Here is a 15,649-nt window from a genome sequence, read left to right as displayed (position 1 = left end):
CAGAGGCTGATTACCATAATGACCAGGCCTCGTGCCTTAAATGTCCACCTTCCTGCTGTCAAAATAGACAAACCGGTCGATGGCCTCCAAAATATCCTTAAAATCCTCTCTCGGCGCCAGTTCTATATACTTTCTCAGAATCTCCGTCTCCTGTTTCTTATACGGCCCATAAAAAATGTCATACAGGTTATGACCTCTCATATAGATCTTGAACTCTTCCATATGGGCTTTCAGTTCCTCCACAGAAGAGATGGTGCCACCCAGCACCTCCGTCAGATGGCGGCCCGACTGCAGGCGGTATAAATACTCCTGCCATTTGGAAAAGAGCGTCTCATAGAACGCCTCCTCACTCTTCACGATTCCAAGCTCTGCCATAATCTCAGGATTTAAGAAATAATTTTCAAAGGAATAATACTTAAGAATCAGCACATTCCTCCTTGTGACCTTCGGCAGCTTGTCGACATCCTCCAGGCTCCGCTCGTCATAATACCGGCACAGCTGGCCCGCCAGCTCCTCCGGATTCTTTCCGTCTCCGTCGCGGATCATCAGAAACTGATCCCGCAGATAGACCTGATTCATATATTTTAAGTTGGCGTAAGTCTTGATATTGGTACAGCTGTTCGTCGTTATAATCGAAATCCGGGACAGATTACCGTTTGCATCGTGGATTTCCGAATAATACTTTTCCAGCAGAAGGGGCAGACGGCTCTTATCCTGCTTTCCCTCCACAATAAAAACAAAGCTTACATTCAGGAAATCGCTGGCCCCATATCCGAGATCGTCTAAAATCGCATCGATATCCGTATGTCTGCGTACCACGGAATAGTCCTCCTCGTCCAGCACCACCTGGCGGATCTGACGGCTGGTAAAGTTAAACAGCATATTGGGGGAATGCGTGGTAAAGATTACCTGGTTCTTCTTCGACAGCTGATACAGTATCTCGCTGGATATCTTCTGTAAATGGGGATGGAGAAATATCTCCGGGTCTTCCACAATGATCACGCTGGGAATCCGCTTCTCATCGTCCGTATACGTCTGAAGCAGCGACAGCATATAAATGCTCTTCATGCCTCCGCTCAGATTCCCGATGGGATTCAGTCTCCCGTGTTCCTCGTGATACGTCTCAGCCGTCACATGAAACATCTCATCCGGGTTGCAGTTTAAGGTGAACTTGATTTCCTCGAAGCCGCCGTTTTTCCGGTAATTGGCGTTGACCTTCTCCGTAAAATCTTTCAAATTCAGCTGGTACATCTTATATTCCAGAAGCTTCGATGTCTCGTAAAGCTTTAAATCTTCCGGCTTTTTCTGATTGATCAGGCCGATGCACTGAAAGCACTGGTTGCACTCCTTTGCGGCGTCAAACATGCAGACGTGGGCGCGGAGTCTGATGAGCTGCTCATCCTCCTGGAACATAAAGAGATCATCCTGAAACTGCTTCAGCTGCCGCTCGGTATCAATATAATAAATCCTGGGAAATACCTCCTGGATATACCGGTTGTTCTTCTTATATCCATCGTACAGGCGGGACTCCCCCTTCCAGTTTACCACAAAGGTAAAGGACAGGGTCTCATCCTCGCAGGACGGCAGTTTTGCACAGAAATCCCTGTACCAGGCGTCATACCGCTTGTACTGGCTCACAATCCCTGCGCGGTGAAACATATGAAGGTCATCCTCTGTAAAATTCAGGGTGATGGATATCTCAATATTCTGTTTTCGCTCGTTGAAGTCGCTTTCCCGGATCTGATAGGAGCCGGCCACCGCGCGGATGGCATCCAGCACCGAGGTCTTTCCCGTATTGTTCTTTCCTACCAGAATCAGGGCATTTTCGATACCATGAATCTCCATCTCACGGATGGCTTTAAAATTCCTGATGTGAACCGATGTGATCTGCATATGCGTTCCCCTTTCGGTTTAAGTATAGGAGAAGCCGCCGCAAATTTCAAGCTTCGGCTGAAAAAATCTGCACTGGCCCTTCCCGCGCTTCATACTATGGATTATATTCTAAATTCAGGAGTGGTTCTTATGTTCGATTCTGCCGTAGTGCTTACCCCCCTGCACTATGTTTATCTCATTGGCGTTCTCGTAATCCTCGCAGTCATGATCCTTCGAAAAGATACCCCTGCCGTCTGTATCGCGTTTTTATTTCTTCTGGGCGTCATCGGTCTAGGCTCCGTCACGGGCGGCATCATGACCGTATTTAATTCTATTCTCTTCGCTGCCAGAGAATTCATGGAAGTCATCGCCACCATAGCCCTGGTAACCGCTCTGTCCAAATGCTTAAAAGACTTAGGCAGCGATTACCTGATGATGGTTCCCATGTCGAAAATCATGAAGACGCCTTCCGTCACATGGTGGATTCTGGGAATCACCATGCTGCTCTTCTCACTCTTCCTCTGGCCGTCCCCTTCCGTGGCCTTAGTCGGCGCCATTATGCTTCCATGCGCAGTGAAAGCCGGTCTAAAACCGCTTGCTGCCGCCATGGCCATGAATCTCTTCGGCCACGGAATCGCTTTAAGCTATGATTTCGTCATCCAGGGGGCTCCTGCCGTCTCCGCCGGCGCCGCCGGAATCTCCACATCCAATATTCTCACGCAGGGCCGTCCTGTTTTCTGGGTCATGGGTATTGCCACCGTAACGGCCGCATATCTTTTAAACCGTAAGAGTATGGCAGCCGGAGATGGCGTCTGTGCGGAGGCGCTGCCGGAGGAGAGGAACACAAGAACGAAAGCAGCCATTGCTGTCGCAATTCTTACTCCCGCGGCATTTCTCGCCGATATTCTTCTGATGCTGGCCTTTGACTTAAAAGGAGGAGACGCCACCAGCATGGTCTCCGGCACCGCCGTACTCGTCATGTGCATCGGCGCTGTCGCCGGATTTGGAAGAAAGTCGCTGGAGAAGGTGACTGACTATGTGACAGACGGCTTTCTCTTTGCCATAAAAATTTTTGCTCCTGTCATCATCATCGGTGCATTCTTCTTCCTTGGCGGAAATGGTATCACCACCATTATGGGCAGCCAGTATCAGAGCGGTATCATGAACGACTGGGCCGTCTGGCTGGCTCACAACGCGCCGTTAAACAAGTATATGGCCGCGTTCATCCAGATGGCGGTTGGTAGTCTGACCGGCCTGGATGGCTCCGGCTTCTCCGGTCTCCCCTTGACAGGCGCCCTGGCTCACACCTTCGGAACCGCGGTCGGAGCCTCGGTCCCCGTGCTGGCTTCTCTCGGACAGATCACCGCCATCTTTGTAGGCGGCGGTACCATCGTCCCCTGGGGGCTCATCCCCGTAGCCGCTATCTGCAACGTCAGCCCCTTGGATCTGGCCCGCAAAAATCTTCCGCCAGTCTTAATCGGCTTTCTTTTTGCATTTATAACCGGCTGCTTTCTTCTGTAGCCGAACCTGTTACCAACATCACAAATTTAAAAATGGAGGAATCTGCCATGTGTGGAATTGCAGGCTTTTATCACCCGCATCGCAACTACCTGAACGAAGAAGCCCGTTACCGGGATATATTAAAAGACATGGCCGCGGTGCAGAGGCATCGCGGTCCCGATGATTCCGGCGTCTTTTTGAACAGACATGCCGGCCTCTCCCACGCCCGCCTGTCAATCATAGACCTGGTAACCGGCCACCAGCCCATGGAAAAGGAGGTCGGCGGCCGTACATTTTCCATTGCCTATAACGGCGAGCTTTATAACACGGAGGAGCTGAGAAAGGAGCTGCAGGCCCTGGGACACTCCTTCTCCACCACCAGCGACACCGAGGTAATTCTTACCGGCTGCATCGAATACGGCCCTGATTTCGTCAAGCGGCTGAACGGCATCTTTGCATTTGCCTGTTACGACGCCTTCCACGACCGCGTCATTCTGTTCCGCGACCGGTCAGGTGTCAAGCCGCTCTTTTATATGGTACGGGGAGACGAGATTCTGTTTGCGTCAGAAATAAAAGGGATTCTGGCCGTTCCCGGCATCCGTCCGGAGCTGGACCGGAAGGGACTGAACGAAGTATTCTCCATCGGTCCAGCCAGAACATACGGCTGCGGAGTATTTGCCGGTATGGAGGAAGTTCTGCCCGGCCATTTTCTCATCTGTTCTCCGGATGGCATTTCCTCCCACTGCTACTGGAAATTAGTCAGCCAGCCCCATGAGGACAGCTACGAAGAGACGATTGAAAAGACATCTTTTCTCGTTCAGGACTCCATAAAGCGTCAGATGGTCTCCGATGTACCCATCTGCACGTTTCTCTCCGGTGGAGTGGATTCCAGCCTGGTTTCCGCCGTCTGCGCGGCAGAGCTTAAAAAACAGGGCAAAAGACTGACTACCTTTTCCTTTGATTTTACAGACAACGATAAGTATTTTAAGGCCAATTCCTTTCAGCCCTCTCAGGACCGTCCGTTTGTGGACCGGATGCAGAAGTTTCTCGATTCCGACCACCACTATCTGGAATGCGGCAACACCGATCAGGCCGACCGCCTCTGCGATTCTGTGCTGGCCCACGATCTGCCTGCCATGGGAGACATCGATTCCTCCATGCTGCATTTCTGCTCACTGGTCAAGGAACACAACAAGGTGGCACTGACCGGGGAATGTGCCGATGAAATATTCGGCGGCTATCCCTGGTTTCATAAAGAGGAATGCTTCCGGGCCCACACCTTCCCGTGGACTATGGATCTGGAAGCAAGAAAAATACTACTGAAAGATGATTTTCTCGATTATCTGCAGATGGATGCCTATGTAAAGGAAACGTATGAACGGTCCGTATCGGAGACTCCCACCCTGTCCGAAGATTCGCCCACAGAGGCACGGCGCCGTGAAATTTCCTACTTAAATCTGCGCTGGTTCATGCAGACACTTTTAAACCGCATGGACCGCGCCAGTATGTACTCCGGTCTGGAGGCCAGAGTGCCCTTTGCAGACCACCGGATCATTGAATACGTCTGGAATGTTCCCTGGGATATGAAGACAAAGGACGGTCTCGTCAAAAATCTTCTGCGCCAGTCCGGGAAAGGCCTTCTGCCTGATGATATCCTGTTCCGCAGAAAATCGCCCTACCCGAAGACCTACGACACGAATTATGAGAAGCTGCTCACCAGCCGTGTCCGCGAAATCATGAACGATGCTTCCTCGCCTGTCATGCAGTTTCTGGACATAAAAAAACTGGAAACATTTCTTAAAAGTCCCTCCGATTACGGAAAACCGTGGTACGGCCAGCTGATGGCCGGTCCGCAGATGCTGGCCTATGTGCTGCAGATCGATTACTGGATGAAGACCTACAAAATCACGCTGCTCTGACCTGTCAGAAAAATTTTATAGACATTTAATAATTACCATGAATATTTTCCGACAAATTGTATTGTAAATCTGAACATTCATGATATAATATGGTATAGGCTTTATATACTAAGAAAAGAGGGATATTATGTTTGGTTCATCAAAAGGAGCAACAACAGAAGCATTAGAAAAATTAGTTCAGAAGGGTAAATGGGATAAGATTAAGAAAAGTTATCTGAATGCAGATGCAGAAACAAAGGTACACTTAGCTGAGGCGTGTGCATCCGCAGTTGGAGACGATTCCAGCAACGTCTTGATGGCGCTCCTTGATTCCCCTGAGGATGAGGTAAAAACCGCAGCACTTAAATCGCTTGCAAAGGTAGGCAACGATCACTGCGTGAGCCGTATCCAGCAAATGTTAACCTCGATTTCACCGGATAAGACAGCGCTTCGCGGAGAAGTTCAGACGACGCTGCAGGCACTGCGCGGAAAGCAGTAAGTGAAACACATAAAAGACCATACTATAACAGCGGCCCTTACAGCTTCATACCGGGCCGCTGTTTTTCAGCATATTATTCGTCCTGTTCCGGACGGATCAGCCAAACCGTCTGTCGGATACAGCGGGAAATCAGGCCTGTTCCATCTCCTCCGTCACACGCTGCATCTCCTTCGTATCACCGATGAGAATCGCTCCGGTCAGTCTGCCGTCCGCATAATACCGGGTCTTATAGATCTTCTTCTCTGCATCCTCCTCGTGCTCCACTGTGTACTGTGTTTCCCCGTTCTTTCCCACATCCCCAATCGCAAAAAGAGATGTCTCCATACCGTTAAAGGTCAGAGCCGCCGGTACCGTGTGGTAAACGAGACCGTCGCCGGCCGCATTCGCCCCCGCTGTCCTGCCCATCTCCACAGCCTGAGGCCAGATCGCGTAATTGATCCCCTCATACTCCGCGCAGTCTCCGCATGCGTACACCAACGGAATGGTGGTTTCCATGAACTGATTGACCTTGACGGCCCTTCCGATCTCTGCTCCCGCATCTTTCGCCAGTCCGGAATTCGCCCTGACGCCGGCGGATACCACAACCAGTTCGGCCGGGACAACGGTGCCGTCGCCTAAACGTACTCCCGTCACCTCCGACTCGCCTTCGATTGCTTCGATCTTGACATTTAAGTGAATGGCAATTCCCACGTCCAGAATCAGCTTCTTAAGGAATTCACCGGCTCCCGCATCCAGCTGACGGCCCATTAACTGGGGTGCAAGCTCCAAAACGGTCACCTCCAGGCCGGCCTTTTTCAGTTCCCATGCGGCCTCCAGTCCCAGAACACCGCCGCCGATTACCACGGCATGCTTCGTCTGCGGAAGCAGGACACTGATCTTTTCCGTATCGGTGATTCTGCGGATGGCTGCGACCTGCGGCTTCTCGTGGCCCGGAATCGGCGGAATAAAGCATTCAGAACCCAGGGCATAGATCAGTTTATCATATTTTAAACGGATTCCATCGGAGAAGGTCACTTCTCTGGTCTCCGGATCGATCGATTCCGCCGTCTTTCCCGTCAGGGTCAAAATCCGGTTCTTCTCATACCATGACGCATCATGAACCAGAAGCTGTTCTCTGTTGTTCTCTCCCAGCATGGATTTGGTCAGCATGGGGCGGCTGTATGGGAGCATATCCTCATTCGTCGCCATCACGATGGAGGCTGTGGAATTCCGTTCTCTTATGGCCTCTGCCGCATTTAATCCGGCAGCACCGCCTCCCAGAATCAGAAAGAGCTCCTCCGTGTCTCTGTGGAAGGACTTCTCCTCCTCCGTAAATGGGACAAAATTCTCAGTCCCCACTCCACATACAGGACATACGCTTACCCCCTCCTCAAATACTGCACCGCATACCAGACACTTTACCAGTTTCTTTTTTGTTTCACCCATGTGAATACCCCTTTCCGCCTGTCAGACTGCTGTTTCTTATTTTTTAAAATTAGTATTAATTACTATTATTGTAATAATATCACATCTGCATTCCTTTTACAAGATAAACTTCGTTAAAATTTTGTAAACGCAGACAGAAAACTGTAAGGTCCCCTCCGGAGCTATCTGTGTTAAAATAACAGGAAGTGAAATAAAAAAAGAGGGGATTCGATTATGAAGCAGTATACGATTGGAGACGTGTCAAAAAGGCTTGGAATCAGCCGTGACTCGCTCCGTTTTTATGAAAAAAAGGGGATCATCTCTCCGCAGAAGCTGGAAAACGGCTACCGGTGCTACAGCTATGAGGACACGAGAAAGCTTCTCGACATCATGTTCTACCGGAGGCTGAATTTCAGCATCGAGGACATCAACCGGATTCTTCACCAGAGTTCCTTTGGTTCTTATTATACCATGATCCAGGAAAAAATTGCAGAGGAAGAACAGGAAGTGGAACGGCACCGGCGTTCTTTGATCCATCTGAAGTATCTGACTCAGCTCTACAAGAATATTGATGACTATTTAAACCGATACGACATCCGGCCGCTCCGCCGCTATTACAAAGCAGATGAGAGTCTCATTGACAAGCTGGCCGTTCATGATTTATGCTATATCTATCAGGAATATCAACTCAGGGAAGGCATGCCGGAACAGGTGGATGAATACTATCTGTTCGCCGCGGATACTGCGGCCATCATCGGACTGGAAGAACAGTTATCCGGCCGCCTCTTTATTCAGCACGAACATTGTATCTACACAGTGATCGCATCCGCCAGCCGCATTCCCGACACCCGTTCCATCATGAAGGCGGTCTGCTGGGCCAGAGATCACGGATACTCGCTGGAAGGTACAGCCTACAGCGGATTCCTGCTGAGCTGTGCGGTCGATGAGATGCAGACAGAACGGACCGAAGAGGCAGAGACCAGCCAGCCGGTTTACTACATTGAACTGTATCTGCCGCTTAAGGAGCTATAGTCATGAACCGCCGCCCTTTCCTCAGATGATACTCCACAAAAGAAAAGGAGGCTTTTATTTATGAGTAAGGGAAAAGGAGTCATGCAGGAGTTTAAGGCGTTCATTCTGAAAGGAAACATCATCGATATGGCGGTCGGCGTCATCATAGGCGGGGCATTCAGCAAAATTGTCACCTCTCTGGTCAATGATATTCTGATGCCGCTTTTGGGTGCTGTCACGGGAGGCGCTGACTTCAATACATTTAAAATTATTCTCAGTCCGGCCGTAACAGACGCGGCAAACCAAATTATTAAAGAAGAGGCGGCTGTTAAATACGGACTTTTCCTTCAGAATATACTGGATTTCCTGATCATCGGCGCCTGTATGTTCTTTATGATTAAAGCGGTAGCCATGGTCAGCTCCCGCTTCCGTCACGAGGAGGAAAAGAAGGAGGAAGCGGCACCGGCCGGTCCGACTCAGGAGGAGCTGCTGGCTGAAATCCGCGATCTGCTAAAAGCACAGCAGAATGCAGAATAGAGAATGCCAAAGAATAAGAATGAAACAAAGAACCGGAAGCACCAGACCGGCCCTGTCACAGCGGCAATTCTGGTACTTCCGGTTCTTTTCGTGTCAGGATTCTTCCAGCATTACAATGACTCCACAGCTCTTTAAGCAAAGAGTTCCGTCTTCCTGCAGGGTACTGAGCGTCCCATCCGAAGCGCTGTCGTCATTAGTAAGCAGCACCCTGTAATTCTTTTTTGGAAGCCGAAGCTCCTTTTCCTCTTTCCCGAAATTAGCGGCAAGAAAGATGTGCTCTCCGCTCTCACTCTCCCGGTTGAAGGCAAAGATATCCTCATCTGCCTCGAAAGCCGGAACAAATCTGCCATAGGTCAGTATCTCACGGTACGCCTCCGATTTTCTCAGTGCGATCAGTTTCTGATAGAAACGAAGCACCGAATCCCCGTCTCTTAACTGATCCTCCACATTGATCTCTTTATAGTTTGGATTTACCTTCAGCCAGGGGGTTCCGGCAGTGAATCCGGCCTCATGCTCCCGGCTCCACTGCATCGGTGTCCTCGCATTGTCCCGGCTGTAACGGCAGCAGGCTTCCAGGGCCTCTTCCTCCGTGCAGCCCGCCTCCAGAGCCGTCCGGTACTGATCCTTTGTATTGATGTCGTCGTACTCATCGATGGTGTCCATGGGGCAGTTTCTCATACCGATCTCCTGCCCCTGATAGAGAAACGGAAGGCCGCGAAGGAGGATATTGACAGCCGCCAGCATCTTGATTCCTCTGGGATTTACCGCATGCTCCGGCAGATAGGTGGAGGCGCCGCGGGGCTCATCGTGATTCTCGATGATATTGGCCAGAAAACCAACATTCTGAACCTCCAGCTGGGATTCGATCACGGTCTTCTTCCACTCGGAGAACATGACCGGCTTCGCATCGTACCACCCATGTTCCCCTCCCGTCAGCAAATGGGCGGAAAAATCGAACATGGTGGAAAAATGGCCGTTTTCTCCCACAAATTCCTTTAATTCTTCTTCCTTCATATTGAATACTTCCGCAACGGTAAAGGCGTGATACGGTTCGAAGGCCTTCTGCCGCAGTTCTTCCAGCAGTTCTCCAACGCCCTCCACCTCCTCCACCATTTTGGTACAGGCCGCCAGGCCATCAGGGCCGTCGGCCGGAAAATCCGGGAAATCGGGATCCTTTTTAATATTGATGATGGCGTCGATCCGGAACCCTGCCACCCCTTTTTCCAGCCACCAGCGGATCATTGTGAAGAGTTCTTCCTTCATCTTCGGATTATTCCAGTTTAAATCCGGCTGTTCCTTTGCAAACAGATGCAGGTAATAGAGATCGGTGCCCGGTACCGGCTCCCAGACGCTGCCTCCGAAATAGGAACGGTAATTGCTGGGGGCACCGCCGTTTTTTCCTTTTTCAAAGTAGAAGTAGTCTGCATATTCGCCGTATGGATCTGCAAGTGCCTTCTGAAACCATTCGTGCCGGTCGGAGCAGTGGTTGATCACCAGATCCATCACGATCGCAATCCCTCTCTTTTTCGCCTCGGCCAGGAGCTCGTCGAACTCCTCCATGGTACCGAACTCCGGTGCGATCTTATAGTAATCGGAGATGTCGTATCCCTGATCCACAAATGGAGACTGGTAAATCGGGGATATCCATACAATATCGATTCCCAGTTCCTTTAAATAGTCGAGTTTCTCTATAATTCCTCTCAAATCACCGATTCCATCCCCGTTTGTATCATAAAAGCTCTTGGGATAAATCTGATATGCCACTTTTTCATGCCACCATTTTCTTTCCATGGTCTTCCTCCTGCTGTTTCAAATGTACTGTCATTATAATACGGCTGCTTCCATATTTCTTGCAGTATAATTCCCATTTCTAACACAATTCTTCTGTCTTCTGTTTTTTCTTTCTCCAAAAATGTACGTTAGCCGGCATACTGCTGTTCCGGATTCGTCTCCCCGGGCCGGAAAGCACGAAAAATACCGTTTTTTGTTAAAAAACGTTTGTATATTTATGATTTTTCTTTTATAATAGATAGGCAGTCTTTTTCTAAACAGGGGAAATTGCGAAAGATAATGATAAGGAGAAATGATGACTATGGAAGAACGTTTGATAGGGACAATTTCAAGAGGCGTACGTGCACCGATTATCCGCGAAGGAGATGACCTTGCAAAAATCGTTGTAGATTCCGTTATAAATGCTGCAGCCAGCAGCCGCTACGGCTTTGAGATACAGGACAAAGATATCGTTGCCGTTACGGAGGCAGTCGTTGCAAGAGCGCAGGGCAATTATGCCAGCATCGACAACATCGCAGCTGATGTAAAGGAGAAATTCGGTGATGCATCCGTCGGAGTTATTTTCCCGATTTTAAGCCGTAACCGTTTCGCCATCTGTTTGAAGGGAATTGCCCGCGGCGTAAAAAAGGTCGTGCTTATGCTCTCCTATCCGTCCGATGAAGTCGGAAACCACTTAATCGACGAGGATGAGCTGGATGCAAAGGGCGTGAATCCATGGGCTGATGTGCTGAGCGAAGAGAAATACAGAGAGCTGTTCGGCTATAAAAAACACACCTTCACCGGTGTTGATTATATCGAGTACTACAAGGACGTGATCAAAGAGCAGGGCGCCGAAGTCGAGGTCGTTCTGGCCAATGACTGCCGCACCATCTTAAACTACACGGACAACGTCATCTGCTGTGACATCCACACCAGAGCGAGAAGCAAACGCCGCCTTCTGGCAGCCGGAGCAAAGAAAGTGTACTGTCTTGATGAGATCATGACAGAATCCGTCGATGGAAGCGGATACAATGAAAAGTACGGTCTTCTCGGTTCCAACAAGGCAACGGAAGAGACCATCAAGCTGTTCCCGCGTGACTGCCAGCCATTCGTGGACAGAGTTCACCAGATGATGATGGAACGCACCGGCAAGCACGTGGAAGTGATGATCTACGGCGACGGCGCATTCAAGGATCCGGTCGGAAAGATCTGGGAGCTGGCCGATCCGGTCGTATCACCGGCTTATACGGATGGTCTGGAAGGACAGCCCAATGAGCTGAAGTTAAAATACCTGGCTGACAACGATTTTGCCGATTTAAGCGGCGAGGAGTTAAAGAAGGCCATCTCTGAGAGAATCCGCACCAAGGATGACAATCTCGTAGGCGACATGGCTTCCCAGGGAACCACCCCCAGACGTTTAACGGATTTGATCGGTTCTTTATGTGACTTAACCTCCGGATCCGGAGATAAGGGCACGCCGATTATCTTTATTCAGGGATATTTTGATAACTATACGAAATAACGAACGGTATCTTTCCGCACATCGTGCATAAGTTACCGCGGCAAATAAAAGAAACCGGCGCCCCTGCCAACCGTTTGTTGAGGGGCGCCGTTTTTTTACATTCTTCCTTCCGGATAACTGGATGCTCATATATTTTTTACCACTGCCACCGCTATGCCCGAGCCAAAGACCAGCACGAACCAGATCACCATCAGCCACAGCGGCCACCGGATCTCAAGCATCCGGTTGACAGGGATAATCAAAAGGCTGGAAAGGCAGACCTGATTAAATCCCACGATCTGCTTTTCATACCGCAGTCGTCTGTTTTCGGCACGTCTTACCAGGAGCTCTCCCCGTCTTCTCTTCTCTGCCTCATCGTCTCTTAAACCGGCTGTCACCGCCTGCAAGACAGAGGCTGCCAGGGTCACCATCGTAACTGACAGCGTCCAAATGGTTATGACTTCCTCGGAAACCGGTATCCTTAAGACTGAATTAACCGGGAAAAATACCAGTGACACGATTCCGCACATGGCCAGGAACCAGACAATTTTCCTCGCCAGGATCACCGGCTTCGTTCTGTCTTTCTTCATCCGTTCCGCCCCTCTCTTCTCTATAAACTCCATCTGTAAATCAAACAGTTCCGTATCCAGCGTTTGAAAATCCCAGTCCCTCTTTTTTAATTCCAGGCAAACCAGCTTCATCCGGCTGATGGCAGCCTCCTCCTCTCTCAGCTGACACTCCCGCTCTTTGAGGAGCTGTGCAAGAGACCGCTTTCCCTGCTGAAAACTCCGGATATCAGAAACCGGCACTCCCAGTGTCCGGAGATACTTGATTTTCTCCAGCACCTCTCTGTCCTCTTCCGTATAGTCCCGGTAATTATTTTCACCGCGGGCCGGAGACAAAAGCCCCTCCTTTTCGTAAAAGCGGATGTTCGCCTTCGTAATCCCTGCCTGCTGCTCCATATCCTTAATCGTCATTGTCCTTCGCCTCCTTCTTTCCTTTATTATAAGGGTTCAACAAGGTTGAATGTCAATCAAAAAAGAAAAATTTCAGACTGCAGCACTCTTTTATACCGGAGATACAAGGAAAAAGGCCGGCAGCAGAATCTCTCCTGTCCCGGCCTGATACACCTTACTTCTATTTCACAACCAGATTTACAATCTTATTAGGAACGTAAATCTCTTTCACAATTGTCTTTCCTTCTAACAGCGGCACGATCTTTTCATCCTTCACCGCAATGGCAAACGCCTCTTCCTTATCACAGTTCGCCGGCAGAGCCACCACGCTTCTCAGTTTGCCGTTCACCTGAACGCCTACTTCCACGGTGGCATCCATGGTCTTTGCCTCGTCGTATACCGGCCATTTCGCCATGGAAAGGAATCCGTCTCCGCCCAGGCTTTCCCAGATCTCCTCACAGAGATGCGGGGCGATCGGACATAACAGCTTGATATAGATGATGAGCTCGTCCTTCGTGATTGATCCTTTCGCGTAAATCTCATTCAGCAGCCCCATCAGTGCAGCTATGGCTGTGTTGAACTTCATGTCTTCAAGGTCATTCGATACCTTTTTAATCGTTTTATGGAAGGCAGTCTCCAGCTCTGGTGTTGCTCCCTCACCACTGGCAATATCGCACAGTCCGGCAACACGTTCCAGGAAACGCTTGCAGCCCTTCACGGAACTGTCGCTCCACGGGGTTGCCGCGCCGTAATCGCCCATGAACAGGACATACGTACGCAGAACGTCTGCACCGAACTCTTCCACAACGTCCAGAGGATCGACAACGTTGCCCTTGGATTTACTCATCTTGTCGCCATCCGGCCCGAGAATCAGTCCCTGAGCGGTACGCTTCGCATAAGGCTCTTCCGTATTCACCAGTCCCATATCATACAGGAAATGGTGCCAGAAACGGGAATAAATCATATGGCGTGTTACGTGCTCCATTCCTCCGTTGTACCAGTCAACAGGCATCCAGTATTTTAATTTCTCAGGATCTGCCAGCGCCTCCTGATTATGAGGATCGATATATCTTAAGAAATACCAGGAGGAACCTGCCCACTGCGGCATGGTGTCCGTCTCGCGCTTCGCTGCTCCTTTACACTTCGGGCACGTACAGTTTACGAAGGATTCAATTCCGGCAAGCGGGGACTCGCCATCCTGACCCGGCTCGAAATTGTCCACCTTCGGCAGGCGGAGCGGTAATTCTTCGTAGGGAACCGGAACGACGCCGCAGTCAGGGCAGTGAATGATCGGAATCGGCTCTCCCCAGTATCTCTGGCGGTTAAACGCCCAGTCCTTCATCTTATACTGTACACCGGCTTCTCCAACCCCCAGCTTCTCCAGCTCCTTCACCATGCGGGCGATGGAATCCTTCTTATTGGTCAGGCCATTTAAGAAATCGGAATTAATCATCTTACCTTCGCCGGTATAAGCCGCCTCGGAGATGTCGCCGCCCTCAATTACCGGAATAATGTCGATGCCAAACTTTTTAGCAAACTCGTAGTCACGGTCGTCATGGGCCGGTACGGCCATAATCGCGCCGGTGCCGTATCCCATCATAACATAATCTGCAATATAGATCGGAATCTTCTTGCCTGTCAGCGGATGAACCGCGCTCAGCCCGTCGATACAGACTCCGGTCTTCTCTTTTACCAGCTGAGTACGCTCAAACTCCGTCTTCTTTGCGCATACTTCTCTGTATTCCTTAATCGCATCCATGTTGCCGATCTCATCTGCATATTTATCAATCATCGGATGCTCCGGCGCAATTACCATAAAGGTAACGCCAAACAGCGTATCCGGACGAGTCGTGTAGATGCGGAACGACTCTTCTTTGTCAGCAAGGCTGAAATCTACAAACGCACCTTCCGATTTGCCGATCCAGTTTACCTGCTGCTGTCTGATATTCGGTAAGTAATCCACGGTATCCAGCCCTTTTAAGAGCTTGTCCGCGTATTCCGTGATTCTTAAAAACCACACGGATTTGGACTTCTGCACGATGTCGCTGTGGCAGATATCACATTTTCCGCCCTGGCTGTCCTCGTTGGATAAGACAACCTTGCAGGAAGGACAGTAGTTTACGAGAGCCGTATCGCGGAACACAAGGCCCTTCTCAAACATCTTTAAGAAAATCCACTGGGTCCATTTATAATAGTCCTCATCCGTGGTGTCGACTACTCTCGACCAGTCAAAGGAGAATCCCACTTTTTTCAGCTGATTGGAAAATCTGGCAATGTTATCGTCTGTAATCTTTCTTGGGTGAACACCGGTCTTGATCGCATAGTTTTCTGTCGGAAGTCCAAAGGCGTCAAATCCAATCGGGAATAAGACGTTATATCCTTCCATCCTGCGTTTTCTCGAAATCACTTCCAGGCTTGAGTACGCCTTGATATGGCCGACATGCATACCGGCTCCGCTCGGGTACGGAAATTCTACCAGGCCGTAAAACTTCGGTCTCTCATCGTTGTCCACAGCCTGGAAAATGCGGGCGTCATCCCACTTTTTCTGCCATTTGGGTTCTATCTTTTTAAAATCGTGCTTCATAATCTGCCTCCATTTTTTTGCTGATACGACCATTATATAGATTCCTTCCATAAAATGCAAGGTTTTGACCTCTCCGGTTTTACGATATGGAGGTTTTTACCAGTCAATGAAAGTCTT

11 protein-coding genes are annotated in these 15,649 nt (G+C 49.9%); 6 read left to right on the top strand and 5 right to left on the bottom strand.

The window, feature by feature from the left end:
- Positions 1-36 precede the first annotated feature (36 nt).
- Positions 37-1,893, bottom strand: a complete 1,857-nt coding sequence (locus NE473_RS19680) for an ATP-dependent nuclease (RefSeq protein ID WP_022030188.1) — start codon at positions 1,891-1,893, stop codon at positions 37-39.
- A gap of 129 nt (positions 1,894-2,022) precedes the next feature.
- Here NE473_RS19680 and NE473_RS19675 point away from each other — a divergent pair, with 129 nt between their 5' ends.
- The 3 genes from NE473_RS19675 (at position 2,023) to NE473_RS19665 (ending at position 5,769) form a co-directional block, all read left to right on the top strand.
- Positions 2,023-3,393, top strand: coding sequence for a citrate transporter (locus NE473_RS19675; protein WP_256265367.1), 1,371 nt, complete (start codon positions 2,023-2,025; stop codon positions 3,391-3,393).
- 47 nt (positions 3,394-3,440) lie between these two features.
- Positions 3,441-5,291: an asparagine synthase (glutamine-hydrolyzing) gene (gene asnB / locus NE473_RS19670; RefSeq protein ID WP_055651408.1), complete on the top strand. Its 1,851-nt coding sequence runs from the start codon at positions 3,441-3,443 to the stop codon at positions 5,289-5,291.
- Positions 5,292-5,418: 127 nt separating this feature from the next.
- Entirely contained in the window at positions 5,419-5,769 is a 351-nt protein-coding gene (locus NE473_RS19665; RefSeq protein ID WP_006772950.1) for a HEAT repeat domain-containing protein, read from the top strand.
- Positions 5,770-5,898: 129 nt separating this feature from the next.
- Here NE473_RS19665 and NE473_RS19660 read toward each other — a convergent pair whose 3' ends face one another.
- The gene (locus NE473_RS19660; RefSeq protein WP_055651407.1) at positions 5,899-7,194 is read right to left on the bottom strand and encodes an FAD-dependent oxidoreductase; all 1,296 of its coding nucleotides are present in this window, start codon (positions 7,192-7,194) and stop codon (positions 5,899-5,901) included.
- Between the two features lie 213 nt (positions 7,195-7,407).
- On the opposite strand from NE473_RS19660, the gene NE473_RS19655 reads away from it, so the two are divergent.
- Complete coding sequence (locus NE473_RS19655) at positions 7,408-8,205, top strand: MerR family transcriptional regulator (protein WP_055651406.1); 798 nt, start codon at positions 7,408-7,410, stop codon at positions 8,203-8,205.
- Between the two features lie 60 nt (positions 8,206-8,265).
- The gene (gene mscL, locus NE473_RS19650; protein ID WP_022030183.1) at positions 8,266-8,721 is read left to right on the top strand and encodes a large-conductance mechanosensitive channel protein MscL; all 456 of its coding nucleotides are present in this window, start codon (positions 8,266-8,268) and stop codon (positions 8,719-8,721) included.
- A 93-nt stretch (positions 8,722-8,814) separates the two neighbouring features.
- Here the strand turns inward: mscL and NE473_RS19645 are convergent, their stop codons facing one another.
- Positions 8,815-10,512, bottom strand: coding sequence for an alpha-glucosidase (locus NE473_RS19645; protein ID WP_055651405.1), 1,698 nt, complete (start codon positions 10,510-10,512; stop codon positions 8,815-8,817).
- Positions 10,513-10,813: 301 nt separating this feature from the next.
- Here NE473_RS19645 and NE473_RS19640 point away from each other — a divergent pair, with 301 nt between their 5' ends.
- A complete protein-coding gene (locus NE473_RS19640) occupies positions 10,814-12,013 on the top strand; it encodes a coenzyme F420-0:L-glutamate ligase (RefSeq protein WP_055651404.1) in 1,200 nt (399 codons plus the stop codon).
- A 125-nt stretch (positions 12,014-12,138) separates the two neighbouring features.
- Here NE473_RS19640 and NE473_RS19635 read toward each other — a convergent pair whose 3' ends face one another.
- Positions 12,139-12,969 carry a MerR family transcriptional regulator gene (locus tag NE473_RS19635; protein WP_055651403.1) on the bottom strand — a complete coding sequence of 277 codons (831 nt, stop codon included), beginning with the start codon at positions 12,967-12,969 and terminating at the stop codon, positions 12,139-12,141.
- A gap of 160 nt (positions 12,970-13,129) precedes the next feature.
- On the bottom strand, positions 13,130-15,532 hold the full coding sequence (leuS, locus tag NE473_RS19630; RefSeq protein ID WP_055651434.1) for a leucine--tRNA ligase: 2,403 nt from the start codon (positions 15,530-15,532) through the stop codon (positions 13,130-13,132).
- Between the last annotated feature and the right edge of the window lie 117 nt (positions 15,533-15,649).

This window comes from Hungatella sp. SL.1.14 (assembly GCF_024460495.1).
Taxonomy (GTDB): Bacteria; Bacillota; Clostridia; order Lachnospirales; family Lachnospiraceae; genus Hungatella; species Hungatella hathewayi.
The sequence above is the reverse complement of the archived record's forward strand: the minus strand, read 5'-3'. Positions and strand labels throughout refer to the sequence as shown.